This window comes from Marinagarivorans sp. (assembly GCF_982758155.1).
In genome coordinates this window covers 33870-58870 of sequence record NZ_CEXWTU010000003.1, presented here as the reverse complement: position 1 = coordinate 58870, position 25001 = coordinate 33870, and the positions used below count along the sequence as shown (strand labels likewise).

At 46.2% G+C, this 25001-nt stretch carries 22 protein-coding genes and 1 pseudogene; 7 read left to right on the top strand and 16 right to left on the bottom strand.

Annotated features, from left to right (window positions below; translation table 11 throughout):
* Window positions 1-34: 34 nt before the first annotated feature.
* On the bottom strand, window positions 35-1462 hold the full coding sequence (locus AC3A8L_RS00900) for a glycoside hydrolase family 28 protein (RefSeq protein WP_487960325.1): 1428 nt from the start codon (window positions 1460-1462) through the stop codon (window positions 35-37).
* 235 nt (window positions 1463-1697) lie between these two features.
* Complete coding sequence (locus AC3A8L_RS00895) at window positions 1698-2513, bottom strand: FadR/GntR family transcriptional regulator (RefSeq protein ID WP_487960324.1); 816 nt, start codon at window positions 2511-2513, stop codon at window positions 1698-1700.
* Window positions 2514-2816: 303 nt separating this feature from the next.
* Here AC3A8L_RS00895 and AC3A8L_RS00890 point away from each other — a divergent pair, with 303 nt between their 5' ends.
* Complete coding sequence (locus tag AC3A8L_RS00890) at window positions 2817-4367, top strand: UxaA family hydrolase (protein WP_487960323.1); 1551 nt, start codon at window positions 2817-2819, stop codon at window positions 4365-4367.
* Between the two features lie 121 nt (window positions 4368-4488).
* Here the strand turns inward: AC3A8L_RS00890 and AC3A8L_RS00885 are convergent, their stop codons facing one another.
* A complete protein-coding gene (locus AC3A8L_RS00885; protein WP_487960322.1) occupies window positions 4489-5685 on the bottom strand; it encodes a DUF5610 domain-containing protein in 1197 nt (398 codons plus the stop codon).
* A gap of 102 nt (window positions 5686-5787) precedes the next feature.
* Window positions 5788-6708, bottom strand: a complete 921-nt coding sequence (locus AC3A8L_RS00880) for an FHA domain-containing protein (protein WP_487960321.1) — start codon at window positions 6706-6708, stop codon at window positions 5788-5790.
* A gap of 184 nt (window positions 6709-6892) precedes the next feature.
* On the opposite strand from AC3A8L_RS00880, the gene AC3A8L_RS00875 reads away from it, so the two are divergent.
* The 4 genes from AC3A8L_RS00875 (at window position 6893) to AC3A8L_RS00860 (ending at window position 13009) form a co-directional block, all read left to right on the top strand.
* Window positions 6893-7651 (top strand): Stp1/IreP family PP2C-type Ser/Thr phosphatase, encoded by a 759-nt coding sequence (locus AC3A8L_RS00875; protein WP_487960320.1) that lies wholly within the window; start codon window positions 6893-6895, stop codon window positions 7649-7651.
* A 377-nt stretch (window positions 7652-8028) separates the two neighbouring features.
* A complete protein-coding gene (locus tag AC3A8L_RS00870) occupies window positions 8029-9507 on the top strand; it encodes a NarK family nitrate/nitrite MFS transporter (protein WP_487960319.1) in 1479 nt (492 codons plus the stop codon).
* 146 nt (window positions 9508-9653) lie between these two features.
* Window positions 9654-11258: an L-lactate permease gene (locus AC3A8L_RS00865; protein ID WP_487960318.1), complete on the top strand. Its 1605-nt coding sequence runs from the start codon at window positions 9654-9656 to the stop codon at window positions 11256-11258.
* A 29-nt stretch (window positions 11259-11287) separates the two neighbouring features.
* Window positions 11288-13009 (top strand): bifunctional protein-serine/threonine kinase/phosphatase, encoded by a 1722-nt coding sequence (locus tag AC3A8L_RS00860; RefSeq protein ID WP_487960317.1) that lies wholly within the window; start codon window positions 11288-11290, stop codon window positions 13007-13009.
* Here the strand turns inward: AC3A8L_RS00860 and AC3A8L_RS00855 are convergent.
* The 11 genes from AC3A8L_RS00855 to AC3A8L_RS00805 all read right to left on the bottom strand — a co-directional run bounded on the left by AC3A8L_RS00855 (window position 13006) and on the right by AC3A8L_RS00805 (window position 23148).
* Window positions 13006-13365, bottom strand: coding sequence for an RnfH family protein (locus AC3A8L_RS00855; protein WP_487960316.1), 360 nt, complete (start codon window positions 13363-13365; stop codon window positions 13006-13008). The genes AC3A8L_RS00860 and AC3A8L_RS00855 overlap by 4 nt on opposite strands.
* Window positions 13366-13369: 4 nt before the next feature.
* Window positions 13370-13804 carry a type II toxin-antitoxin system RatA family toxin gene (locus AC3A8L_RS00850; protein ID WP_487960315.1) on the bottom strand — a complete coding sequence of 145 codons (435 nt, stop codon included), beginning with the start codon at window positions 13802-13804 and terminating at the stop codon, window positions 13370-13372.
* A 2-nt stretch (window positions 13805-13806) separates the two neighbouring features.
* The gene (locus AC3A8L_RS00845) at window positions 13807-15192 is read right to left on the bottom strand and encodes a sodium-dependent transporter (protein WP_487960314.1); all 1386 of its coding nucleotides are present in this window, start codon (window positions 15190-15192) and stop codon (window positions 13807-13809) included.
* Window positions 15193-15249: 57 nt separating this feature from the next.
* Window positions 15250-16128, bottom strand: coding sequence for a septal ring lytic transglycosylase RlpA family protein (locus tag AC3A8L_RS00840; RefSeq protein ID WP_487960313.1), 879 nt, complete (start codon window positions 16126-16128; stop codon window positions 15250-15252).
* A gap of 11 nt (window positions 16129-16139) precedes the next feature.
* The gene (gene mltB, locus AC3A8L_RS00835) at window positions 16140-17138 is read right to left on the bottom strand and encodes a lytic murein transglycosylase B (protein ID WP_487960312.1); all 999 of its coding nucleotides are present in this window, start codon (window positions 17136-17138) and stop codon (window positions 16140-16142) included.
* 67 nt (window positions 17139-17205) lie between these two features.
* Window positions 17206-18360: a rod shape-determining protein RodA gene (rodA, locus tag AC3A8L_RS00830; RefSeq protein ID WP_487960311.1), complete on the bottom strand. Its 1155-nt coding sequence runs from the start codon at window positions 18358-18360 to the stop codon at window positions 17206-17208.
* Window positions 18357-20264, bottom strand: a complete 1908-nt coding sequence (gene mrdA / locus AC3A8L_RS00825) for a penicillin-binding protein 2 (protein ID WP_487960310.1) — start codon at window positions 20262-20264, stop codon at window positions 18357-18359. Before mrdA ends, rodA begins: the two co-directional genes overlap by 4 nt.
* Window positions 20265-20313: 49 nt before the next feature.
* Window positions 20314-20781: a 23S rRNA (pseudouridine(1915)-N(3))-methyltransferase RlmH gene (gene rlmH / locus AC3A8L_RS00820; RefSeq protein ID WP_487960309.1), complete on the bottom strand. Its 468-nt coding sequence runs from the start codon at window positions 20779-20781 to the stop codon at window positions 20314-20316.
* Window positions 20782-20794: 13 nt separating this feature from the next.
* Complete coding sequence (gene rsfS / locus AC3A8L_RS00815) at window positions 20795-21160, bottom strand: ribosome silencing factor (protein WP_487960308.1); 366 nt, start codon at window positions 21158-21160, stop codon at window positions 20795-20797.
* A 2-nt stretch (window positions 21161-21162) separates the two neighbouring features.
* Window positions 21163-21882, bottom strand: a complete 720-nt coding sequence (nadD, locus tag AC3A8L_RS00810; protein ID WP_487960307.1) for a nicotinate-nucleotide adenylyltransferase — start codon at window positions 21880-21882, stop codon at window positions 21163-21165.
* A gap of 12 nt (window positions 21883-21894) precedes the next feature.
* A complete protein-coding gene (locus tag AC3A8L_RS00805; protein WP_487960306.1) occupies window positions 21895-23148 on the bottom strand; it encodes a glutamate-5-semialdehyde dehydrogenase in 1254 nt (417 codons plus the stop codon).
* 613 nt (window positions 23149-23761) lie between these two features.
* On the opposite strand from AC3A8L_RS00805, the pseudogene AC3A8L_RS00800 reads away from it, so the two are divergent.
* A pseudogene (locus tag AC3A8L_RS00800) lies at window positions 23762-23998 on the top strand (methyl-accepting chemotaxis protein); the annotation flags it as partial.
* A gap of 57 nt (window positions 23999-24055) precedes the next feature.
* Window positions 24056-24433: a CZB domain-containing protein gene (locus AC3A8L_RS00795; RefSeq protein ID WP_487960331.1), complete on the top strand. Its 378-nt coding sequence runs from the start codon at window positions 24056-24058 to the stop codon at window positions 24431-24433.
* A gap of 83 nt (window positions 24434-24516) precedes the next feature.
* On the opposite strand, the gene AC3A8L_RS00790 is transcribed toward AC3A8L_RS00795, so the two are convergent.
* Complete coding sequence (locus AC3A8L_RS00790; protein WP_487960305.1) at window positions 24517-24996, bottom strand: FKBP-type peptidyl-prolyl cis-trans isomerase; 480 nt, start codon at window positions 24994-24996, stop codon at window positions 24517-24519.
* Window positions 24997-25001 lie beyond the last annotated feature (5 nt).

Sequence of the window (25001 nt, the reverse complement as noted above, 5' to 3'; positions counted from 1 at the left end):
GACTACCATTCAAGATATTTTGGACTTACCAATATTACAATGTGGTTTCCAGAGGCTGAGCGTGCACCTCTCCATTGATGGATACACCATCAAACAAGACGTCATCTGCGAATTCAAAAACTCCCAGACTTTGAGCCTGAATAAAGTGCACGTTACGCAACACCATTCGACCAATTGGAATTTTGGGAAAACCGCGCAAGATAAAGGCATTTTTCGCCATTTCGCACGTGATATCCGTTAAATAAATATCGCGTACAACAGGCGGAAAGCCTCCGGCATCGCCTTCTTCGTAATGAAAATTAACAACCACTGCGTCTCGAACACGACCGATTTTCACATGCCGAACATAGAGTTTTTCAATTAGGCCGCCACGCACAGAGTTTGTTTTAATGCGTATGCCGCGATCCAAATCAGGACTGTCCATATGGCAGTGCTCGACAAATATATTCCGCGCTCCGCCGGAAATCTCGCTGCCAATCACTACACCACCATGCCCTGCGCTCATGCGGCAATGCCGGATTAAAATATCTTCAGAGGGGATAGCCGTATCGCGACCATCACGGTTTCGGCCGGACTTTATCGCGATGCAATCATCACCCGTATTAAACGCACAGCGTTCAATTAATACATAACGACACGACTCCGGATTACAGCCATCGGAGTTAGGTCCAAGGCTTTCAAGCGTTACACCGCGGACTGTTATGTGTTGTGACAGCACAGGATGAATCAACCAAAACGGAGCATTGCGAAGCGTTACATCCTCTACCTTTACCTTCTGGCATTCGTAGAACTGAATAAATGAAGGCCTTAAATAATGGCCTTCTGCATAGTTTCGCTCTACAACATCAACACCATCCGCTACATCGCGCATTAGCTGCTGACGCGCTGACTGTTGCGCCCCATAGCCATCACGCTGCCAACCCTTTTCACCTTTCCAGGGCCACCAGTTTTCACGGTCGGCGCCGCCATCGAGCACACCGCTACCAGTAACGGCAACATTCGTTTGCTGATAAGCGTAGATTAATGGTGAATACCCCATCAGCCCCATCCCTTCCCAACGCGTTTTAACGGCCGGCAAGTAATGCTCAGGGTCAGAATAAAAACGCAACACTGCGCCATCACTCAAGTGCAGATTCACGTTGGATTTGAGGTGGATAGCCCCCGAGAAAAATTGACCATTGGGAACAACCACTCGCCCGCCCCCAGAATTATGACAAGCTTCAATCGCTTGCATTAGTGGAGCTGATGCATCGGCACCGCTAATGGCACCATAATCAAGAATATTAAAATCTTGGTTTTTAAACTGCGGTTCGTTGAGGCGCGCTAGCCAGCTGGAGCAATAGTCCCAAGCTTGCTGCTCAGCCGATAATGGCTGAAGGCTAACAGGAGTCGTCGTGCAAGCCTGAACACCCAGCCCTGCAGCAGTGACAATAAAAGTTCGACGCTTAATATGAGAAGCCACACGCATTCCTATCTAATTACTTCACGGGCAACCACATTACCAAATTGGACTTACCAATACAAAAATATAATGCTAATTTGGTGACCGAGTCGCGCAGAGGTCTATACCGCCCATGAATTCATAAGAACGTATAGTGGTTATAAACCAGCATAGTGGTTACAACTAGCATAGATGAGAAATGAAAGGCTAGAAGCCGACGCAGAACGCGCCAGCCTAGGAATATGACAATTGAGTACTAGCGAACCATTGCGAAGCGTTCACGCTCCCGGCTAACGCTTTTTTTGGCTTCTTCAATCGCTTGCGCTTCAGTGGACTCAAGTAGTTGGTCCGCGACACGAGACAAATGCTCTCGCATGGCAGCGCGCGCAGCATCTGGATCTCTAGCAACCAAGGCATCTAATATAACGCGATGCTCTTCTATCCGAGGCCTTGAACCGGCTTGCCGGACCTTATCCAAAATAGAAGCGGACACGTTCGATTGATTTCGCATTGCCCAAAGATGCTTACACACCGATATCATGGCTTCGTTGTGGGTCCCCTTGGCAATAATGTGATGAAATATTTCATCTGCGTTTTCAGAGACTTCTTCCTGCGTATTCTCAAGTTCCATAGAATGCAGCGCCACTTTTAGATCTTCGAGCTCTTCATCGGTAATAGCTTTCGCAGCAACGGCGGCAATTTCGCTCTCGAAAACCAATCTCGCCTCCAGGATCTCGAAAGCGCCTACATCTAATACGGCGCCTGCTAAGGCTTCTGAGCTGCCTGAAGATGTTACATAAACACCCGAGCCACTCTTCACCTCAACACAGCCTACAAGCTCTAATGCAATGATAGCCTCTCGAATAGTCGGGCGACTGACATTAAAACGCTCAGCCAGTTTACGCTCAGCTGGCAGCCTTGTGCCTATAGGGTAGTCGCCTTGAGAAATTCGCTCAGCCAATTCATGAGCCACTTTTTGGTACAGCCGGCCAGAAGCAACATCCTCCAAAACCGACTGCACGGCGCCCCCACCAGAAAGGCCGTTATCACCATCTTTACTTATGTAATTCATTACTTGCTACACCCTTAACTTTATATTTCGCAGTAATGCTATTTAAACAACAGCATTCCCGTGAGGCGCTCGATTTTCAGTCCATTTTACCGACTTTGTCTTTAGGAGCTAGCCGTAAAACACTCAGTAAACACTCATTCATCACATATAGCCACAACCAGAGTAAAAGGACAAGCCAATAGAATTTATCAATATTACCAAAAGTGAAATTGCGGCCTTACCAATAAGATGGTAGATTAAACTCCTTTAGCGAGCAATTTTAAAAAATTAACGGACAAGCCACCGAAGGGCATGAGTAAACAGATGACCCAGTTTAAACAAAATGAGCAACGCGCACTGCTGCAACTTCACAGCAATGACAACGCTGCCGTAGCCCTCCGGTCAATTATGGCGGGCACCGCTGTAGAGCTGAACGACCAAACCATCACCATTAAAAGTGATGTTGAGATCATGCATAAGGTGGCGACTACAACCATCGAAATTGGTCAGCCTGTTATTAAGTACGGCCAACCTATTGGTATTTCAACGGCTTTAATTCAGACCGGCGACCTCATTCATGACCACAATTGCAGTATGAGCGACCACGCCAAAGACTACGCATTTTGCAGCAATGTGAAAATGCCCGAAATAATAAAAGAGGACGAGCAAGAACGCTTTATGGGCTACCAGCGCAGCAATGGGGGCATTGGCACTCGTAATTTTATCGGCATAATCACAACCGTTAATTGCTCTGCAACAGTCGCTACACAAATTGCCGCAACGTTCAACTACCCTGGCGCTTTAGACAATTACCCGAATGTTGATGGTGTTGTAGCGCTGACTCATGAAGGTGGCTGTGGAATGAAATCGAGCGGTGAAGGCTACGAACTTTTAGAGCGTGTGCTTACTGGTTATTCGAAACACCCAAATTTCGGTGGCATTATCATTATCGGGCTTGGCTGCGAAGCCATGCAAATTCAACGCTTAGTGGATGAGAATGGATTACACCAAAGCGCACGCTGCCAAACACTCAATATTCAAGATGCCGGCGGCACCCGTCGCAGTATTGAAACTGGCACCGATATCGTAAAGTCCCTGCTGGCAGAGGCGAATACCGATACCCGAACCCCAGTACCAGCACACCATTTAACGGTAGCTTTGCAGTGCGGCGGTTCCGATGCATTTTCTGGCGTAACGGCTAATCCAGCGCTGGGCGCCGCTGCCGATTTACTAGTAGCCCAGGGCGCCACCGTAATTTATTCAGAAACCCCCGAAATTTATGGCGCAGAGCACCTGTTAACACAACGCGCTGTTTCGCCTGCCGTAGCTAATGATGTTCTGGATAGAATTAAATGGTGGGAAGACTACACACAAAGTAACGGCTTTGAGCTAAACAACAACCCCTCCCCGGGAAACAAATTAGGCGGCCTAACCACTATCGCCGAAAAGTCTCTGGGGGCACAATCTAAAAGCGGTACAACGGCACTGCAAGCCGTGTATTTATATGGCGAACCTGCCGTAGCCAAAGGCTTGGTTTTTATGGATAGCCCTGGCTTTGATCCAGTCTCTGTCACAGGCCAAGTTGCATCAGGCGCCAATATAATTTGCTTCACCACTGGGCGTGGCTCGGCCTTTGGGTTTAAGCCTGTACCGTGCATCAAACTCGGAAGCAATAATGCGCTGTATGAACAAATGGGTGAGGATATCGACATCAATTGCGGCGAGATTATTAGCGGCCAACAAAGCGTAGCCGAATGCGGACTTCATATCTTTAATGAAATACTTGCCGTAGCTTCAGGCAAGGCACCTAAAAGCGAAAATCTAGGCTACGGCATTAACGAATTTAACCCGTGGCGTATTGGCGCTACCGTGTAAACACAATTCATAGTGCGCAATAAAAGATGCCCTATAGCAGGGCTTTCTTTTATTGACCACTCCTAGCAAAAGATTATTCTCTAAACTATTACCTAAAGCATGCCCTAAACTAGACCTTAAACTAAGCCCCTAAGCGATTAACAAAATCTGAAATGCTTGCCTGACCAGTACCCTTTGCATTACTTATTTGATCGGCAAGTTCAGTCACTAAACTTAGCTGCTGCCCCATTTGTTCTGCCAATAAATTCGCCTTTTCAAGCTCTTGCAAAAAATGACCCACATGCACTAGATTCTTGCTGGGTTCTGCAGGGCCTTGCTCGCCCTCGGGCCTATAAGCGGTATCCGCTCCGTATGTACTTTGCACTTGGGTAAAGCTTGTTTGCGTTAGCTTTAGAGAAAAGCTTTGAATCTCTTCACTATTGAATCCCATATTTAAAGCCTGATCAAAAGCCTGCTCAACATTACCGCCAAAAAAGCTTTCACTTACAGCATTCACTTGATTCAATAAATCATTAATAGCTTTTAGCTCGTCACTGTCTAGCTCGCCTTCCACGGTAAATTCAAATTGATTTTTCTGTGCTATTTGACCCGATGCGTCCTTATCGTCCACTTGAAGCTGAGCTGCCTTGAGGGAATCCACTAGAATTTGAATTTTATCCCCATCAGCCGTTTCTAGCTCAAACGTGAAAGTATTTTGACTCGCGCTAAAGGCATTAAATGACTCGAGTTGCGCTCCACCGGTACTCAACACCTGCGTTTCGGGTTGTTCCGGGCGGGCTCCCTGTTCTGATAGCTGCGTATCGAGTTCTTTTTGTGCTTGGACTATGGCGCTGGGGTCTAAGCCGAGCTGCTCGGCACTCTCGGCCAAGCCTGCAAGCACTTGACTTTTTGTATCAAGGACATCGGCCCGAATATCACCCGAAAACTCTGATAATGCAGACAGTTGCTCAAATGCCTCATTGAAACCGCTCAAAAAACCGCTTAAGCCAGCCTCTAAACGAGACTGCAATTCCTCTTGATTGGCACCATCAGCGACATCCACAGCAAGCTGGCCATTAATAGCATTGAGTATATTGTTGGCGAAAGGATTGTTTGCGGGCTTTTCAGTTTGAGTAGGTGATATCGCATTTGTTTCGCTAACGCGAGAAGCCTCAATTGAAGCTTGGCTAAGCGATACACGAATAGAGGAATGCTGGACATCCGTTGATTGCGCAGGCTTCGCTGCAGCCGCATCATCATCCTTGCTCTTTGGGGAGTTAGAAACATTAACGCCAAGTTGGCGAGAAACTAAGGATTGATGATTTGGTGTGATATTCATGACGGCCTCCTAAAGCAGGTTATGCCTAGTTAACGGCCGTCATTCAATAAATTTTAATAATTAGTGGCTATACACCAAAGGATTTACAGACCAAATAATACTTTATGTCAATAAAAACCACGCTAGCCATGCGACAACGCCAATCACGGTGCCCGCACCCAGTAATAGTTTAACTGTATCGCCGATCGAAGAATCATCATGAGAGCTAGAGCGGGCGTTGCTCAGCCTAGGTCGCACAGGGGGAGACTTGCGATTGGCGCCCGATTTTTTTTGTCGCTCAATATGCTGAGGAGTTACGGCTTGCCGGATCTGGGTTTCATCCAGCGCAGCCCTCAGTGTTGTTACATCTTCAACATTGCTTGCAGCCTCTACGCGAAAACGCAACGTATCGAAGCTCACCTCATCGCCATGATGCAATGATATCCGCTCTATTCTAGCGCCATTGATAAAAGTACCATTTGAAGAGCCTAAATCTTCTACGGTCAAGCCTCCAGCGTCTGACACAATAAACTTGGCATGCTTGCGAGATAAGTGCGAAGCGGGAATACAAATATCGCACTCTTTTGAACGACCCAATAACATAGCCCCAAACAGATCAAAGCCTTCGCTATTGGCTAGCGTGGTATTGAGAGGCCGTAGGTGCCAAAGCGCTTCACTCTGCCCTTCGGGCGTACTTTTTAAATTCAAAGCTACGCGCAGGTTCGTCTTATCTGAAAAGCCCTTTTTGGGACCTTCTTTTTTGGGATCAGCAATTGCTAGCTCTGCGTCCCCCATAAGAATTGAGTCTCCGGGTTTCAAAATTTGGCTTGCGGCCACAGTATGACCGTTAACCTGAATGACAGCGCTGCTGTCAATGCGAACCAAAGAGACCGCCTCGCCTTCAACAATAATATCGGCATGATGAGGAACAACCCCCGCCTGGGCAAGCACACAATCGCAATCATGTTGGGCACCAAAGCTATATTTCGGTGCGACCAGCCACATGGCTGGCTTTGCTGAATTCGTAAAACGCAACTGAAGCATAATCTTATTATTTCCTAACCCAGTCTTTTTGCTGTGTAGTCGACTTTATACCAAACACCTGTAAATACCACCAGCAAGATCACATTCTTTTATTTTTCGACTGACAAGTCCACTTTTTTGGTTTAGGCTCCGTCTAATAAGATAACAACTGGACTTAAGCGCTTCTCTGTCGCAACCTCAACGCATGCCGCTACCCTATTACAATGCCAAAACCGATGTTGGTTTAGTCCGAAATAATAATGAGGACGCCCTACTTGCAAGCCCTTCGCTTAAACTTTGGGCTGTGGCAGATGGTATGGGAGGTCACGCTTCCGGTGAAGTTGCCAGTGCCGTCGCCAATAATACGATCGAAGAGTCCATAGAAGCTGGCGCAAGCTTAAGTGAGGCCATTCAGCGCGCCCACAAAGCTGTGCTAGATGAGGCCACTGAACAACCTCAGTACCGCGGCATGGGCTCCACCATCGTTGCAGTACAATCCAGCGGAACACAATATCAAGTTGCCTGGGTTGGCGATAGTCGCGCTTACCTATGGACACACAGCCAACTTGGTCGTCAACTGGAACAGCTCACGACTGACCATTCTTACGTCCAGATGCTTTATCAGGCTGGCGCGATTACAGCAAAAGAACTAAATACTCACCCCGAACGCAACGTAATCACGCAATGCTTAGGCTCACTAGAGCTCGCCAGTGTTAATGTTGAAACCGTTGACAGGGAATGGCGCAAGGGTGACTGGCTCCTTCTGTGCAGCGATGGCTTGACAGACGCCGTCGGAGATCAAGCCATTTGCGACATTTTAAGTGCACACACTGAAATCCCATCTGCCGTTGAATCTTTAGTGCAAGCCGCGCTAGATAATGGCGGACGTGATAATGTCTCCGTTCTTATTGTTAGTCGCCCCCCTACAGGCTTTAACCGAATTCTCCGCGCACTTGGCGTATAAAATACGCCCCCGCTCTATCCTTTACACTCATTAAGACTGCAAGTTGACCTCAGCACAATCAAGCCTTCACTAAAATAGTGCAACCTAATGACGCTACGATTTTAATTTCTGCACCCAAAAAATAAAAAAAGATTCCAATTTGGGGCAAAATATTTTCCACGAAAGCTCATAAAAATAGATATTAGCCCGCAAACACACCTTAGAACCCAAAAAGCGCCCTCAAATAATACGCCAGATGCTATTTTTTGTTTTAAGTAGTGGAGATAAGGCGGGAAACTCTATTTTTGGCACATTTAATGCTTTGTCAGATGTAGCGATGAACGGCTTGTTACTGCCGGCAATACATCACTCTACATCAATACAAACACAGGCATTTTATGAGCTCATCAAACTTAAATCTTCTTGACGTTAGCAAGGCGAATGTTCGCCTACTACACCTCTCGTGGTTTGCATTTTTCCTAACGTTTATGGTGTGGTTTAGCCACGCTCCATTAAAGCCTCTGATTATGGAAGCTTTTAATTTAACCGGCGCGCAATGGAAAGCTCTTTTAATTTTGAATGTTGCACTCACGATTCCAGCACGAATTGTTGTCGGCATATTAGTGGACAAATTCGGCCCTCGAATTGTCTACAGCATACTTTTATTCAGCTCTGGCATTATGTGTATCGCATTTGCTTGCGCCCAAACTTATGAGCAACTGGCATTAACGCGCTTCCTGCTAGGCTTTGTAGGTGCTGGCTTTGTTATTGGCATCCGCCTTGTCGGAGAATGGTTTCCAGCTCGCCAAGTCGGTTTGGCTGAAGGCGTTTATGGAGGCTGGGGAAACTTTGGCTCTGCTGCGGCAGCATTTACGCTACCAACAATTGCCATTGCCGTTTATGGCGGTGAAGACGGCTGGAGATACGCCATAGGTTCAACTGGTGTTGTCGCTATGATTTACTCGTTTGTTTTTTACTGGCGCGCACGAAATACCCCCAAAGGCTCAACCTACTTTAAACCAAAAAAATCAGGCGGATTAGAAGTCAGCAACCGAAAAGACTTTTACTTTTACTTGGCTATGAACATCCCCATGTACGTCATCCTTGCGGTATTAGCCTGGAAGCTATCTCCATCAGGGGTTGGGTTATTAGCACAAAATACTACATACATACTTTATGCCGTATTGGTTGCGCTATTTGTTTTTCAGTTTTCACAGATATATAAAGTTAACAAAGAAATGCTTCAAACCGGCAAAGTAGCACCGCACCAACGCTATAAATTTAAGCAGGTCGCCATTCTAGATTTGGCTTACTTTGTGACTTTCGGTTCCGAACTGGCTGTTGTTTCGATGCTGCCTGCATTCTTCATGGAAACCTTTGAAGGCATGTCCATTGCTGTTGCTGCTGCACTTGGCGCTGCATTTGCTTTTATGAACTTAATTGCTCGCCCTGGCGGCGGCTATTTAAGCGATAAATTTGGACGCCGTAAATCAATGAGCATTTTCATTATTGGTTTAGCGGTTGGGTATTTTGTTCTTTCTCAAGTAACCGGTTCATGGCCCATTCCCCTAGTTATAATTGCAGTAATGTGCTGCTCCTTTTTTGTACAGGCTGGTGAAGGCGCTGTTTTTGCTATCGTACCGCTTGTAAAACGCCGCATGACGGGTCAAATAGCAGGTATGGCCGGCGCTTACGGAAATGTCGGCGCAGTTACATTTTTAACGATTTACAGCTTTGTCGATGCATCTACGTTCTTCATGATTATAGGCGCCTGTGCCCTGATTATTTTTGGTGTAGTCCAATTCCTAGAAGAGCCAGACGGCCATATGGCTGAAGTTCATGAGGACGGCACTGTAGAGAAAATTGAACTGACCTAATACTCTGCCGGGTTTCATCAAATTTAGTAGTGTAATAAAAACGGCGTTACTTCCACAGTGCGCCGTTTTCTTTATCCGGATGCAGACCTTTGCGATTACAGTAAAAAACTAGCAAAATAGCAACACCTCACAACTCCTGGTAAACAATGTACCTGCTTTCTGCCGCCGTTCCGATTCTTTCGGTCTTTACGCTGTTAGTCTTATTACGACTCCCAGCAACCAAAGCAATGCCAATTAGTTTAGCGCTAACGTTCATGGGTTGCTTCTGGGTATGGGATATTCCACTGCTACAACTATCTGCCGCTATCACTGAAGGCTTGGTCATTGCCTTCAGCATACTCTGGATAGTCTTTGGTGCCATTGCACTATTAAACGTACTGAAGAAAACAGGCGCTATTGAAATTATTCAGCAGGGCTTCACGCAATTAAGTCCCGATCGACGCGTTCAAGCTATTGTTATTGCATGGCTGTTTGGCGCTTTCCTAGAGGGTGCATCTGGATTTGGCTCGCCTGCAGCTATAGCGGCCCCTCTATTATGCTCATTAGGCTTTCCACCCATAGCCGCTGTAGTGTCAGCACTAATTGGCGATTCTGCGCCAGTGACTTTTGGGGCAGTAGGAACCCCAATACTTATAGGCTTAACAGAAGGCGCCCCAACCCTATCTAGCGAAACTATTCGCGTAATATCAAACCGAGCAGCGCTACTTGATATTGCCATTGCCTCGTTTATCCCCCTTGCAATATCGGCAATACTTACTCGATACTGGGGTGAAAATAAATCGTGGTTTGAAGGCTTAAGTATTTGGCCATTTGCCCTATTTTGCGGGGCTACATTTACAGTCACCGCTTGGGCTGTCTGCAAACTACTAGGCCCCGAATTCCCCTCGATTATTGGAGGATTAACAGGATTATGCGTCGCGATATTAGCGATCAAAAATAATTGGCTAATGCCAAAAATAATATGGCGCTTTGAGAATGATGCCGCTGTAGTGCCGACAAAAAACCTATCACGTACTCACTTAGGATTAGCCTGGCTGCCCTATATTGGCGTAGCATGCTTATTAATAATTACTCGGCTAGATGCCCTACCGATCAAAAGCTTACTAAAGGATGTCAGGTTCAATACAGGTCCACTCTTTGGCTCAAATATACAAGCGAGTTTTGAACCGCTTTACTCACCAGCCATGATATTTGTTGCCGTTGCGATAACGACGCAATTAATATCAAGCCTCACTGGACACCCATCAAAAAATCAGCAAAAAAATGTCGAGATTCAAACACCCTGGGCAAGTGCACTTAAAACGCTTCTCCCTACCGTTATCGCGCTATCTGCTTCGGTACCCATGGTGCGCATGTTTATTCACTCCGATGTTAATGGCATAAACTTAGATGCAATGCCCCTTGTACTTGCTGAGCAGGCAGCCATGCAATTTAGTAACGCCTGGCCTATTTTCGCCCCTTTTGTCGGTGCATTAGGTTCTTTTGTTGCTGGGTCGGCAACATTTTCCAACATGATGTTTTCTAACTTACAACTCGCCGTTGCAGAACAGCTCAACCTTTCGGCCACCACCTTGTTAGCGCTGCAGCTACTTGGGGCGAACGCCGGGAATATGATATGCGTGTCCAATGTTGTTGCCGCAGCGTCAGTGGTGAAAATTTCGGGCTCAGAAGGCCAAATAATACGTTACACACTGCTCCCAATGTTACTTTACGTGCTTGCTAGTGGCGCTATTGGCCTATTACTCGTTTAGCCCCCTTTAAATATTACAAGAAGAACACTATGGACCACTTACAATCATCTCTTCGCATCAACTTTGCACAACAATCACAATCCGGTTTAAAACCTGAAAATCAAGATACTATTGGCGCTCGTATACCTGAAGGTAACGTGCTTGCGAGCAAGGGTATTGCCATAGCCATTGCGGACGGCGTCAGCTCATCACAAGCCGCCAGGCAAGCCAGCCAAAGCGCAATCACTGGATTTTTAAGCGACTATTACGCAACACCCGACACCTGGCGAACTGAACAAAGCGCCACACGAGTTATCCATTCATTGAATCGGTACCTTTGGGGCTTAGGGTTAAATAGCCCAAGGCAAGAAGGCTTACTCACCACCTTTTCAGCCGTGATCCTTAAAGGAGACAAAGCTTTTTGCTTTCATGTTGGTGACAGTCGAATTTATCGAATAAGAAATACACAGCTGCAGCAATTAACTCGAGACCATGCACAGCGTATTGATAAAAAAACAACTTATTTAAGTCGGGCACTTGGGGCTGATTCAGTCTTAGAAATAGATATTCAAAAAGTTGAAGTCGAAGTTGGTGATACTTTTATTCTCACCACCGATGGCATCCACGACAGCATTTCACACAAACAATTAGAGGGCCTACTCAACGCTTACAGCGACGACCTAGATAGCGCCTGTCAACGGCTATCACAACAGGCACTTGATAACGACAGCCAAGATAACTTAAGCATACAAATATGCCGAGTCGAAAGCGTGGGCGCTGCTTCACAAAGTGATGCCGTCGCAGTATTGTCCCAACTTCCGTTCCCCCCCCTTCTAAATATAGGAAACACGATAGACGGCCTAACCGTTAAAGAAATTTTACAAGAGTCCGAGAGGAGTCAAGTTTATCGCGTTGAAACAGAGGACGGACGCGGCGCGATAATGAAAACGCCATCTATTAATTATAATGATGACATTGCCTACATAGAGCGCTTTGTGATGGAGAGCTGGATAGGCACTCGCGTACAAGACTCACATGTTGTACGTATTATTGAGCCCCCACAAGAACGCTCATGCCTCTATTATTTAACGGAACATTTAGAGGGGCCAACACTTTCACAATTAATAAAAGAACGTGCGCCAATTAACATCCCAGATGCCGTTGAACTGGCAGAGGAAATTTGTAAAGGCGTTCGAGCTTTTCACCGCAAAGACACGCTTCACCAGGACATTAAACCCGACAACATTATTGTTACAGCGAAAGGCCCCGTGATTATCGATTTTGGCTCGAGTTGGGTTGCCGGTGTGAGTGAGATGAGCACCTCCTTCGAGCGCGACTTTATTTTAGGCACTCTCGACTACTCTGCGCCGGAGTATCGTTATGGGGGAAGAGCCAGTAATCGCTCAGATCAATTTAGCGTAGCAGTGCTACTTTACGAGATGCTGACAGGAAAAAGGCCTTACGGAGAGGCTTATGGAAAGGCAATGAACCTAAAATCATTCCAGAAGTTAAAGTACCGATCCGCAACCGCGTTCAACCCTCTGGTTCCTTTTTGGCTAGATAAAGCAATGGCAAAAGCCCTGCAAATACATCCAGAGCAACGCTACTCCTCCTTTTCTGAATTCATACAAGACTTAAAGCGCCCTAACCCCATTTGGCAAAACCCTGAAACCCAACCTTTATTACAGCGTAATCCATTACGCTTTTGGCAAACGCTTGCAGCCCTAGGCTGGCTTACTGCATTTATATTGCTACTAAATACGATTAATTAATTTTCGGACTCATCAGGCTGCTGTGCTTTGGCTGCGTCTTGCTCGGCTTTTTGTCGTGCAGCGACGCGCTTACGAACCTCTTTAGGATCAGAAATTAATCCTCGGTATATTTCTACGCGCTCACCCGCATGTAATTCATAACTTTCCGGCGGAGACAATCCCTTAACCCCTAAAGTCTGACCAAAAATCCCCATTGAAGCTTCCATTAAGTTGAGTTCAGGGAAAAAAGCAGCAATGCCTGATTGTTCTGCGGCCTGTAAAGCCGTCGTTCCGGGCTTGACTAAAAGTTCGATAAGTTTTTGTTTGTGTGGTAAAGCGTAAGCCACTTCAACTGAAATTGGTTCTATATCTGACACTGTATTACCCATAGATTGTTTTCGCACGCCCGCAGATAACACCAACCTGCTCACCCGCTAGGTCCTCCATCCACTGGCCCGCCGTAATATTGAGCAGCATACTGGAAAAGGAAAAAGTTAATTCAAAGCTCACTTCGCTACCGCCACCAGGCAGCGCGGAAAACAGCCAAACACCATCAAATTGCTTAAAAGGGCCCGTAACTAGTTTAAGCTCCATCTTCAGCGGGCGCTGAAGAGTATTTCTTGTGCAGAAACTATGCTCAAAACCACCCTTTGACAAGGTCAGCTCTGCCTCGACTAAGTCAGATTGTGAAGATTGTATTTTTGCCCCCACACAATACGGTAAAAATTGTGGGTACGATTCGATATCATTGACCAAATCAAACATTTGTTCGCAGCTATATGTCACGATTGCCGTACGGCGAATATTACGAGCCAACTCTACACTCCAACACTAAAAAAAGTTTCGTACAATTTAAATGTCATAACCAATGCGACCAGTAAAGGTGAAACATAACGCAAGGTAAAAAATAACAGTGCGCGCATATTCGCGGACACCGTATTAAGCTCCGCATCAAATACCCGCCTAGGCAAAACCCACGCAACAAAAAACGCAATAAGCACCCCGCCCAAGGGTAGTAAAATTTGCGCCGTCAAAAAATCAAAAAAATCAAATGGTGTGAAATTCAATAGCCATATAGGTTTAAAATCAGCCAGCAAATTAAATGAGAAAACCGATAGGATACCGATTGCCCAAGCAATAGCCGTCACAAACGCACTCGCAGTAACACGGCGCCACTGCTTGCTTTCAATAAGCCAAGCAACACCGGGCTCAATTAACGATACGGAAGAACTCCACGCTGCAACGGAAACCAAAGCAAAAAATAATGTGCCGAACAAGCCGCCTAAAGCCATATTACCAAAAGCAACAGGCAGGCTCACGAACAAGAGCCCCGGCCCCGAACTGGGCTCAATGCCAGGGCTTGCAAAAACAATAGGGAAAATTGCTAAACCAGCGATCAAGGCAATAACGGTATCGAGTACGCCTACTGTAAGTACAGTGCGGCCCAGGCAGGCATTACCTGGCATGTAAGCGCCATAAGCCATAATCGCGCCCATACCAAGGCTCAGCGTAAAAAAAGCATGCCCCAAAGCGATCAAAACACTATCGACAGATATTGCCGAAAAATTAAAGCCGAAAAGGAAACGTAGGCTCGCTAAAAACTCACCTGCAACAATTCCATACCCCAAAAGGATAACAAGGCTAACCAGTAAAAATGGCATCATTACCCGTGCAACAGAGCCCAAACCTTTACTAACACCAGCGGCAACGATGGCAAATGTCATAAAACTAAACACGCTGTGCCAAGTCAGTAAGGTCTTGGGGCTAGCCAACAACTCGCTAAATGCACTGCCTGCCTGCGCACCGGTAATCCCGGAATAATCGCCAAGCGCTGTCGTTAAAAAATAATGTAATGCCCAGCCTGCAACCACGCTGTAAAAGGACATAATCAAAATACCGGCCAAAACCCCCATACCGCCAATATACCGCCAAGAAGTAGAAGCACCACTTTCAACTGCAACTCTCTCTACAGCATTAATTGGGTTGCGGCGCCCTCTTTTACCGAGCAGCACCTCGGCAATCATAATAGGGATTCCGATGAGCACAATGCATAGCAAATAGATGATAACAAAAGCCCCGCCACCATTCTCACCAGTGATATAAGGGAATTTCCAAATATTGCCAAGCCCAACAGCAGATCCTGTCGCGGCAAGGATAAAGGTCCAACGGTTTGACCACAAACCTTGTACGCTTTTAGTCTTCACTATCGTCCTCCAAAAAGTATTTTTTTAGATTGAGGGGTTTGTCGTGATACCCATTGATTAACGATAAGCCACTTTGGGCTCAGGATAACCCTTTTCGACAAAGTGCTTTTGCAGGTGAACTAAATCCCAATTATCGTTCAATGGACCCAGCAATACACGATAAACACCCCGATCTGGAACGGGCTCTAAGTTAATAGGGTAAGTTGTTAACCCTGCTGCAGACTGGCGAAACCGCTGCGCTCTTTCAAGGTCGCCAAAGGCACCAAGCTGCAAAAAAGTCCCTTTCGGGATTTCATAGCCCCCTGAGTTTCTGGGCTTGGGGGCAACGCCGACAGCATCATCAGCTGAAGAAGGCGGCGGGTCAGAGAAACCTTCATAGAAGCTATCGCTCTCTGGCTTTATTACACGCAATTTAACCCTACCGGTTCCATTATTAGCAAACCCTAGTTTACGCGCTGCAGTATAGGTTAAATCAATAATGCGGTCGCCATGGAAAGGCCCGCGATCATTAATACGAACAATCGCTTTTTTCCCATTATCCGTATTGGTTAACTCGACAAAAGTGGGGATTGGTAATGTTTTATGCGCGGCCGTCATTCCATACATATCGTAAATTTCACCGTTTGACGTTTTCTTGCCGTGAAATTTCTTGCCGTACCAAGAAGCATAGCCTTCTTGCTCAAATCCTACAGACGATTTAACCAATCGGTATGTTTTTCCATTCACTGTATACGGTGATTTATTGCCCGCTTTAGTTCTAGGCTCATTTACCGGGACAGCATCGGGGATGTGGTCCACGGCCAGCGTCGTTGAAGGCCCGCTGTCTTTAATTTCAATATCAACGGGGGCGTCATAGCTCACAGTATAACTTTGGCAGGCAAATACGAAAACTGCGACAACAATAACGGCAGAGCATTTAAATAATTTAAGCAACAATGTATTTCACCTTAACGACTTTCCGCGCTAGCTTTTTTATAGCCCGCAGCGATTTCCTGACTTAACTGATATACGGCCAACGCATACAACTGACTTCGATTGTAACGCGTAATAACGTAAAAATTATTGTACCCAAGCCAATATTCATCCCCTTTCTGGGCAACATATTTCAACGCTACGGCAGGCTTCGCAGATACCTTTTTACGCGAAACAGGTGAAAAACCAAGTTTGCTTAACTCAGCTGCAGATGTCTTAGGTCTCGATTTATTATTGATCATTTTATCTGGGAAATTGGCTGCCCGCGAAGCACGCTCCGCAATAGGCGCGCCAGTCTGCCAGCCATGTGCTTTAAAATAATTAGCAACACTTGCGATGGCATCCTTTTTGTTCGTCCAGATATCCGCAAAGCCATCACCATCATAATCAATAGCGAAGCTACGGTAACTACTAGGAATAAACTGCCCAAAGCCCATCGCGCCCGCATAAGAACCCTTAAAGATAAGCGGATCTTGATTTTGCTCTCGCGTTAAAAGGAAAAACTCCTCCAGTTGCTTAGTAAAAAACACTCCACGTCTTGGATAATCGAAACCCAAGGTAGCCAGAGCATCTACAACTCGGTAATTACCCATATAAGTACCGTAGCGGGTTTCAACACCAATAATTGACACAATAATTTCAGCAGGCACACCGTACTCTTTTTCTACGCCGGATAAAATTTCAGCATGATCCTGCCAAAATTTAACGCCTCCTTCTATGCGAGTAGGCGTTAGGAATATTGCTTTGTATTCGTGCCAAGGTTTAGTTTTTTCGGCGGGTCTAGCGATGGACTCAAGGATAGCCGGTTTTTTTTCGGCTTGGGCCAAAACCTCTTCTATATAGGCCTTATCGAACTTATGCTCTTTCACCATACGCTCGACAAAGGCTTTAGCTTCTGGCCGATCACTGTAATCAGAAGCCATCACGGCAATAGGCATTACAGTTAAGGCCCAAAATAAAATAATTTTTCCCATTTGCACTCCTAAGCTTGTGCAGAATTAAGCTGAGTCTATCAATGGATAAATCAATACCCATTGATTATTACGTTTGTGTTTTCTTTGGCTCTGTCGAAATAGCCATGAGTAAACCGAAGCCTGCCATAAGTGTCACTAACGACGTGCCCCCCAAGCTTACGAGTGGTAGCGGCACGCCCACGACAGGTAAAATCCCAGAGACCATGCCAACATTCACAAAAACATAAACAAAAAAAGTGAGGGTAATACTGCCTGCCAATAAGCGCCCAAAATGGGTTTGAGCCTTCCAGGCAATTACCAACCCTCGCATAACTATTACACCATAAAGGCTTAACAGGAGCAGAACGCCCTTAAGCCCAAATTCTTCGGCTAGCACAGCAATAATGAAGTCGGTATGACTTTCGGGCAGAAAGTCGAGCTGAGATTGAGTACCTTTCATCCAACCTTTTCCGGAAACACCACCTGAGCCAATCGCCGTTTTAGACTGAATAATATTCCAACCCGAGCCCAACCGATCCGCCTCAGGGTCAAGCAAGGTCAGCACTCTCTGCTTTTGATAATCGTGCATCACAAAGTGCCACATCGGCAAGCTTGCTGCACCGAGCAACAAAATGCTGCCCATAATATAACGCCACTTCAAACCGGCTAAAAATAAAGCCAGCAGACCAGACGCTACAACGAGAATTGAGGTACCAAGATCCGGTTGTTTCAAAATCAATAATGCAGGTAACGCAACCAAGATTAAACAACCCACAATATGCTTAAATTTAGGAGGCATAGACCGCCGCCCTAAATACGCTGCAATACAAAGAGGCATAGCTAATTTAAGAATTTCAGAAGGTTGGAATCGAATAAATCCCAGGCTTAGCCAGCGCTGTGCACCTTTTGCTCCGACCCCCATGAGAAGCACTAACACTAACAATATAATGCCTACAATATAAAGCCACTTCCCGCCTCGTTCTAACAAACCCACAGGAACTTGCGCAATACCAATCATCCCCACATACGCAATCGAAAAGAAAATCACTTGCCGCCGAATCATGAAATCGCTTGTACCGCTAGCGCTATACAAAATAGTTAAACCGGCAGCCGTAAGAACCATGAGTAACAATAAAAGCCACGGATCTATATGAATGATCCGCCAGAAAGCCTCACCTTTTTTAAAGGCCGCTGTTGAACCCGGCATATGTCGAACAAAATCTCTGCCCCCATGCATATTCATGGTGTAATTTCCGTAGCGATAATCTCACTCATCTCTTGGGCTTTACGAGCCGTTTCAATTTTAAACCAGCTATCAAAAACTGTACGCGCAATCGGTGCAGCAGCACTAGAACCGTGCTCACCGTTTTCAATTACCACAGCCAAAGCAATTTCTGGAGCATGCGCTGGCGCAAAGGATACAAACAGCGCGTGATCCCAATTGCGCTGGGCAATTTTATCACGGTCATATTCTTCATCTTGAGCAATACCAATCACTTGCGCGGTACCTGTTTTACCGGCTATGCGGTAGGTTAATCCTTTATTAATTCCCTTTGCAGTGCCACGACGACCATGTACAACAGACTCCATAGCGCTATTAACGTAGTCCCAGTTTTCCGCCTTAGCCTGAACGGCATCAGCAGGCTTTACCTTTATTAAATCATCACCGAGCTGGCTTACTAAATGCGGCTCGTAGCGCACGCCCCTATTTGCAAATGTTGCTGTCATTACCGCCAATTGAAGTGGTGTCGTCAGAACATCCCCTTGCCCAATACTGACATTAAGGCTGTCCCCGGGATACCAAGGCAAACGACGATAGCGCTTCTTCCATTCTCTTGAAGGCCATAAACCACTGCGCTCATTCGGGACATCGATGCCTGTTTTTACCCCCAAACCAAAATGAGCGCCTATCGGGTGCATTCGATCAATACCTAAGCGCACAGCAAGCTCGTAAAAAAAAGTATCGCAAGATTCTGTAATCGCTTGATTTAAATCCACATTGGTACCATGGCCCCATTTTTTCCAATCTCGATACAAGCGTTCGCCTTCAGAAAGCTGATAAAAACCAGGATCATGTATCTGTGTTTTAGGACTGATTAATTCGCTTTCAAGGCCGCCAAGCCCCAATATTGGCTTCAGTGTGGAGCCCGGAGGGTATTGTGCTTGAATTGTACGATTGTAAAGAGGTAAATCTTTTGAACGATTTAATTCATTGTAATCTTGGTAACTAATACCCGTGACAAAAAGGTTAGGGTCAAAACTTGGGGTACTAACCATTGCAACGACACCACCCGTTCTGACATCAATCGCAACAACCGCACCGCGCCATCCTTCAAGAGCATCGAAAGCGGCCTTCTGTAAATGTAAATCAAGATACAGGCGAATATCTTTACCGGGTGAAGGATCCTGCCGCTTGATAACCCGCAGGGATCGGCCATGGGCATTGGTTTCCATAAACTGGCTGCCGACTTTGCCCAGCAACTGCCTTTCGTATTGTTTTTCTATGCCTATTTTTCCAATGCTATAAGTAGCGCTGTAGTCCTTACGAGCCTCCTCATCAAATGAAGTGAGTTCCCTTTCGTTAATTCGCCCCACATAACCCAGCGTGTGTGCGAGTAATGCACCATGGGGGTAATAGCGTACTAGCTCAGCTTCAACTTCAACGCCATCTAAACGATATTCATTAACACTAATTTTGGCGATTTCATCTTCACTAAGATCAAGCCTTAGTGGAATCGGTTGATAAGGAGAGCGGGCGCGACGCCGGGTCTTTTTAAAACGATCAATATCTGACTGGCTCAGTTCGACCAGCTCACTGAGCGATGCAAAAAGCGCGTCTAAATCATCGACTCGCTCCACGATAATGCTCAACCGATAACTTGGGCGATTATCCGCAAGTAGAATTCCATTTCTATCGTAAATCAGACCTCGTGTAGGCGCTACAGGCTGAACCTGTATCCGATTGCGATCCGATTGCGTTACAAAGTCCTCATGCTGCGTTACTTGTAAACTGTAAAAGCGATATAGCAAAATGCCCAGCATAATAAGCATGCCAATTAATGCGACAACAATGCGGCGCTGTATAACGCGCCGCTCATGGCCCTGGTTAGCCATTCGCATATCATTTTCACTACCTAACGATGGCATCAAGCAAGCCCTAGGTGGTAATTGGGATCAACAAGCAATTGAACTCTCATTATTTATGGTAAGGGTGTCCATTTAAAACAGTCCAAGCGCGATACAGTTGCTCAATAAAAACAACCCGCACTAAGGGGTGCGGCAATGTTAAATTGGATAACGACCATTTAGCATTTGCCCGCCGCAAAATATCATCAGCTAAGCCATCAGGCCCACCGATAACAAAACTAATATTGCGCCCGTCCATACGCCAGCCTTCCAAGTTACTCGCTAAAACTTCGGTGCTCCAAGGTTTCCCTTGAACATCTAAAGCCACAACCCAATCACTAGAAGGTATAACATTTAATATAGCCTGCCCTTCGCTTGCAATCGCAGCTTGTAGCGAGGCATTTTTGGCGCGATGTCCTGGATTAAGCTCAATTAAAGACGGAGCCAAATCTTTGGGCAAGCGTTTTTCATACTCGGCATAGCCTTTTTGAATCCAATCCGGCATTTTGGTGCCGACAGCAATTAACTGTACTTTCATGGTTAACCGTCATTTACATTTTTGGCGTGATTTCATCATGATCAGGAATTTGATTGGCAGGAACTTTGGACCATAATTTTTCAAGTTCATAAAAATCACGCGCATTCGGAAGCATCACGTGTACAACAACAGAACCAAAATCCACAAGAACCCATTCGCCAGAATCCATGCCTTCTACGCCAATGGGGCGGAAACCCGCTTTTTTTGCATCATCTAAAACATTGTTGGCTAATGATTTCACTTGGCGGTTTGACGCACCGGAACAAATCACCAATGTGTCGGCGACATCAGAAATACCTATAACATCGATCTCTACAATCTTTTCGCCTTTAATATCTTCAAGTGCTTTTTTTACAATTTCGTTTAATGGTTTGGTCATAGTTATTCGGTATCACTGGTTAAATAAAGTTTATGTTGATTAATATAGTCAGCAACGGCCGTAGGCACGAGCTGTGCTATTTGTGTTCTTGTCGCTTCACACTTTTGTTTTTGCTGTAACAAAAGGCGTATCTCAGTAGAAGATATTTCTTTTTCAGTTGTATCAAGGAGAATACATTTCCCGCTAGGCAACCCAGAAGCCTCCGAAATAGAAGCGCTGAATCGCGCCCACCACTCACCAAGCACTCCGGTACTCGGCAAGGTATAACCCGGCCGTTTCACAACCACTATGTGGGCAAAAGCCAAAAGCTCCTGCCATCCATGCCAACGATCTATAGCTGCCAAGCTGTCCATCCCAACCAGCCAAAACAATGGTGAATCGGGCCCGTGTTGATGCCGTAAATATTTCAGCGTACTTAATGTAAATGAGGGGCGGTTATGCCTAAGCTCATAATCTTCTACATGCACATTCAAATTTTTAAGCGTGCAACATGCCGATGCTATAACGCACTCAAGCATTGCAAGCCTATGCGCACTGCTTGTGCTGGGCTGGTCTTTATGTGGCGTAATGTGACACGGCACAAAACTCACACTTTTAATATTTAATACGCCCGCAGCAGATAACACCGACTGCACATGACCATTGTGAACAGGGTCAAAAGTGCCGCCAAAGTATAACCACGCAGCACTGTTGCTCTGGTGTGTAATAGCCCCGCACTCCACTCTGTTTCGTGACTACCGAATATGCCCGTCACCAAAAACAATCCATTTTTGCGACGTTAAACCTTCTAATCCAACTGGGCCACGGGCATGTATTTTATCGGTAGATATGCCAATTTCAGCACCTAAGCCGTACTCAAAACCATCGGCAAAACGCGTTGATGCGTTGACCATAACCGAACTAGAATCGACCTCTTTTAAGAATTTTCGAGCAGTCGTATAGTTTTCGGTCACAATTGACTCGGTATGCTGAGAGCTGTATTGCGTGATGTGCGCAATCGCTTCATCGGCATCGGCAACCACTTTAATCGATAACACAGGCGCCAAGTACTCTGTGCCCCAGTCCTCTTCTGTAGCCGGCATACAGCCAGTAATAATTTCACACGTTTGTGGGCACCCACGCAGCTCTACGCCTTTTTTGGCATAATCCGCCGCCAAAGGAACAAGCGCTGCTTGAGCAACTGACTGTGCAACCAAAAGCGTTTCCATTGCATTACAGACGCCATAGCGATGCGTTTTAGAGTTAAGCGCTACGCGATGCGCTTTATCTAAGTCCGCATCCTCATCAATATACACATGGCAAATACCATCAAGGTGCTTGATGACTGGAACAGAGGCTTCGCGACTAATACGTTCGATCAAGCCTTTACCACCGCGCGGCACAATGACATCGACATATTCACTACTAGTGATCAATGCGCCCACAGCAGCACGATCTGTCGTTTCAACAACCTGAACACAAGTTTCAGGCAAACCACTTTCACGCAGGCCGGCTTTAACGGCCAATGCAATGGCTTTATTCGAATGTATCGCCTCACTGCCCCCGCGCAAAATCGCTGCATTACCCGATTTCAAGCATAAGCTAGCTGCGTCAATGGTCACATTAGGGCGCGACTCATAAATGATACCCACAACACCCAATGGCACACGCATTTTGCCTAGTTGAATACCGCTTGGGCGGTAGTTCATATCAGTAATTTCACCACAGGGGTCGGCCAAAGCCGCCACCTGATTCAGCCCCTCGATCATGCCGTCTATGCGCTCTTCGGTTAGCTCAAGGCGATCGAGTAACGCCGCATCTAGCCCACTTAATCGGCCAGCTTGCATATCTAAAGCGTTCTGCTCCAGCAATGTGGCTCGCGACGCATCAAGCTGTTTAGCTATTGCGGCTAATGCGGCGTTTTTATCTTGAGTGGTTGCTTTAGCAATGGCTCTAGACGCTAAACGGGCATTGCGGCCGACTTCGGCCATGTAGTCTGAGATATTCATGAGGGGTCAACTGGCTAAATAAAACCGAGATTATATCAGAGCCTAGAAGCCAGGTCGCTCAGACTATAACGCGAAGGAACAATAAACGTAGCGAACTGGTGTAAACGATCTATAGTTATTCAGGTAATGATTTAAAACTGAGATTCAATACAGCAACTATTTGATTAAGGCCAATCAAGCGCCAATACTGGAGGCACCAACCATGTTCTTTGCTCGAGGAAAACAAGAAGCGCTAGACGAACTAGAGAGAGAAAATCGACAGCTGAAAGAAAGGTTAACCGACCTTCAGCATGAACTCTCCAGCGCACAAGAATCGGCACGAAATGCGCCACCGCCCGAGGACAACAGCCACCGCGACGAGCTTAACCAGCTTTGGTTGCAATCGAGTGGCGCTATTAATGCCATCCAGCAAGATCTCGCGCACTCAGCGGTAAACCTTACAGATAGCCGTAATGAGTTTGAACAATCCCAGGCCATGTTTGATCAAATAATGGGGCTTTTAAGTACAACAACAAACACAACAAGCACCATTAGCAAAGATACCACCGAAGTTGCTGCTGCCGTCAACAATCTAAAAAGTGTTACCGAAGGCATTAACGGCTTTGTTTCGATGATCCAAGGAATTTCAGAGCAAACCAACTTACTAGCGTTGAACGCAGCTATTGAAGCCGCACGCGCGGGAGAACAAGGCCGAGGGTTTGCGGTTGTTGCTGATGAAGTCCGAAGCTTGGCTCAGCGCTCTGCCGAAGCGACGAATGAAATTGCCGCCCTGATTAACAAAGTGAATACTGAAATGGATAACGTTGTCGGCGGCATTGATCGCGTTGGCGAGAAATCTCACACCGTTAGCAATAACACACAAGGTATCGAGGAGACTACCGGCAACCTCGTACAGCTTGCTAAAAGAATGTTCGGGGTTATTGATGCATCGACTGATGATGCTTTTGTGCAAACCATAAAAATGGACCACATGGCATGGAAGCTCGAAGTCTATAAAGTTCTTCTCGGGCAGTCGAACTCACAATCCCATGATTTTTCTGATGCCGACCAATGCCGCTTAGGGCAGTGGTACAGCAACGGGGAAGGCTCGAAAAAGCATGCCAATCAAAGTGCGTTTAAGGCACTCGAAAGCCCACACCGCGATGTTCACCAGCAAGGTAAAAAAGCGGTGGACGCCTACCACAGAAATGAATTTTCAGGCGCCGTAGCTTGCGTAAGGCAAATGGAAAACGCCAGCCAACAAGTTACATCGCAGCTCGACCGCCTAGCCGAGAGCATGCGTTAACTGCAAGTTACAAAAAAGGCTCCAGTTAGGAGCCTTTTTTGTAACTTGCAGTAGCCTATAAGCTATAACCTAAGACCTATCACTTAGTGACTACAACCTTCACCGTGTACATGGCCATGCTCAAGCTCGTCTTCGGTTGCAGCGCGCACCTCAACAACTTCAACATCAAACGTTAATACTTTACCGGCCAATACGTGGTTGCCATCAACAGTAATTGTCTCGTCAGAAACCTCAGTCACTTCAACAAACTGCTCGCCCTGCGGTCCTTCAACCTGAAACTCCATACCCACTTCAATATTTTCTACACCGGAAAACATTTCACGAGGTACAGCCTGCACCAAACTTTCATCATGCTCGCCATAACCGTCTACAGGTTGAACAACAACCACTTTTTTATCGCCTACAACACAACCTTCAAGCTCATTCTCCAAGCCAGGTATGATATTGGAATGGCCTTGCAGATACGTTAGGGGCTCACTATCCGCCGAGGAATCAATAGTCTCACCGCTTTCATCAGTCAGTGTGTAATGGATGGCGACGGCTAAATCATTAGCAATTTTCACAGGGT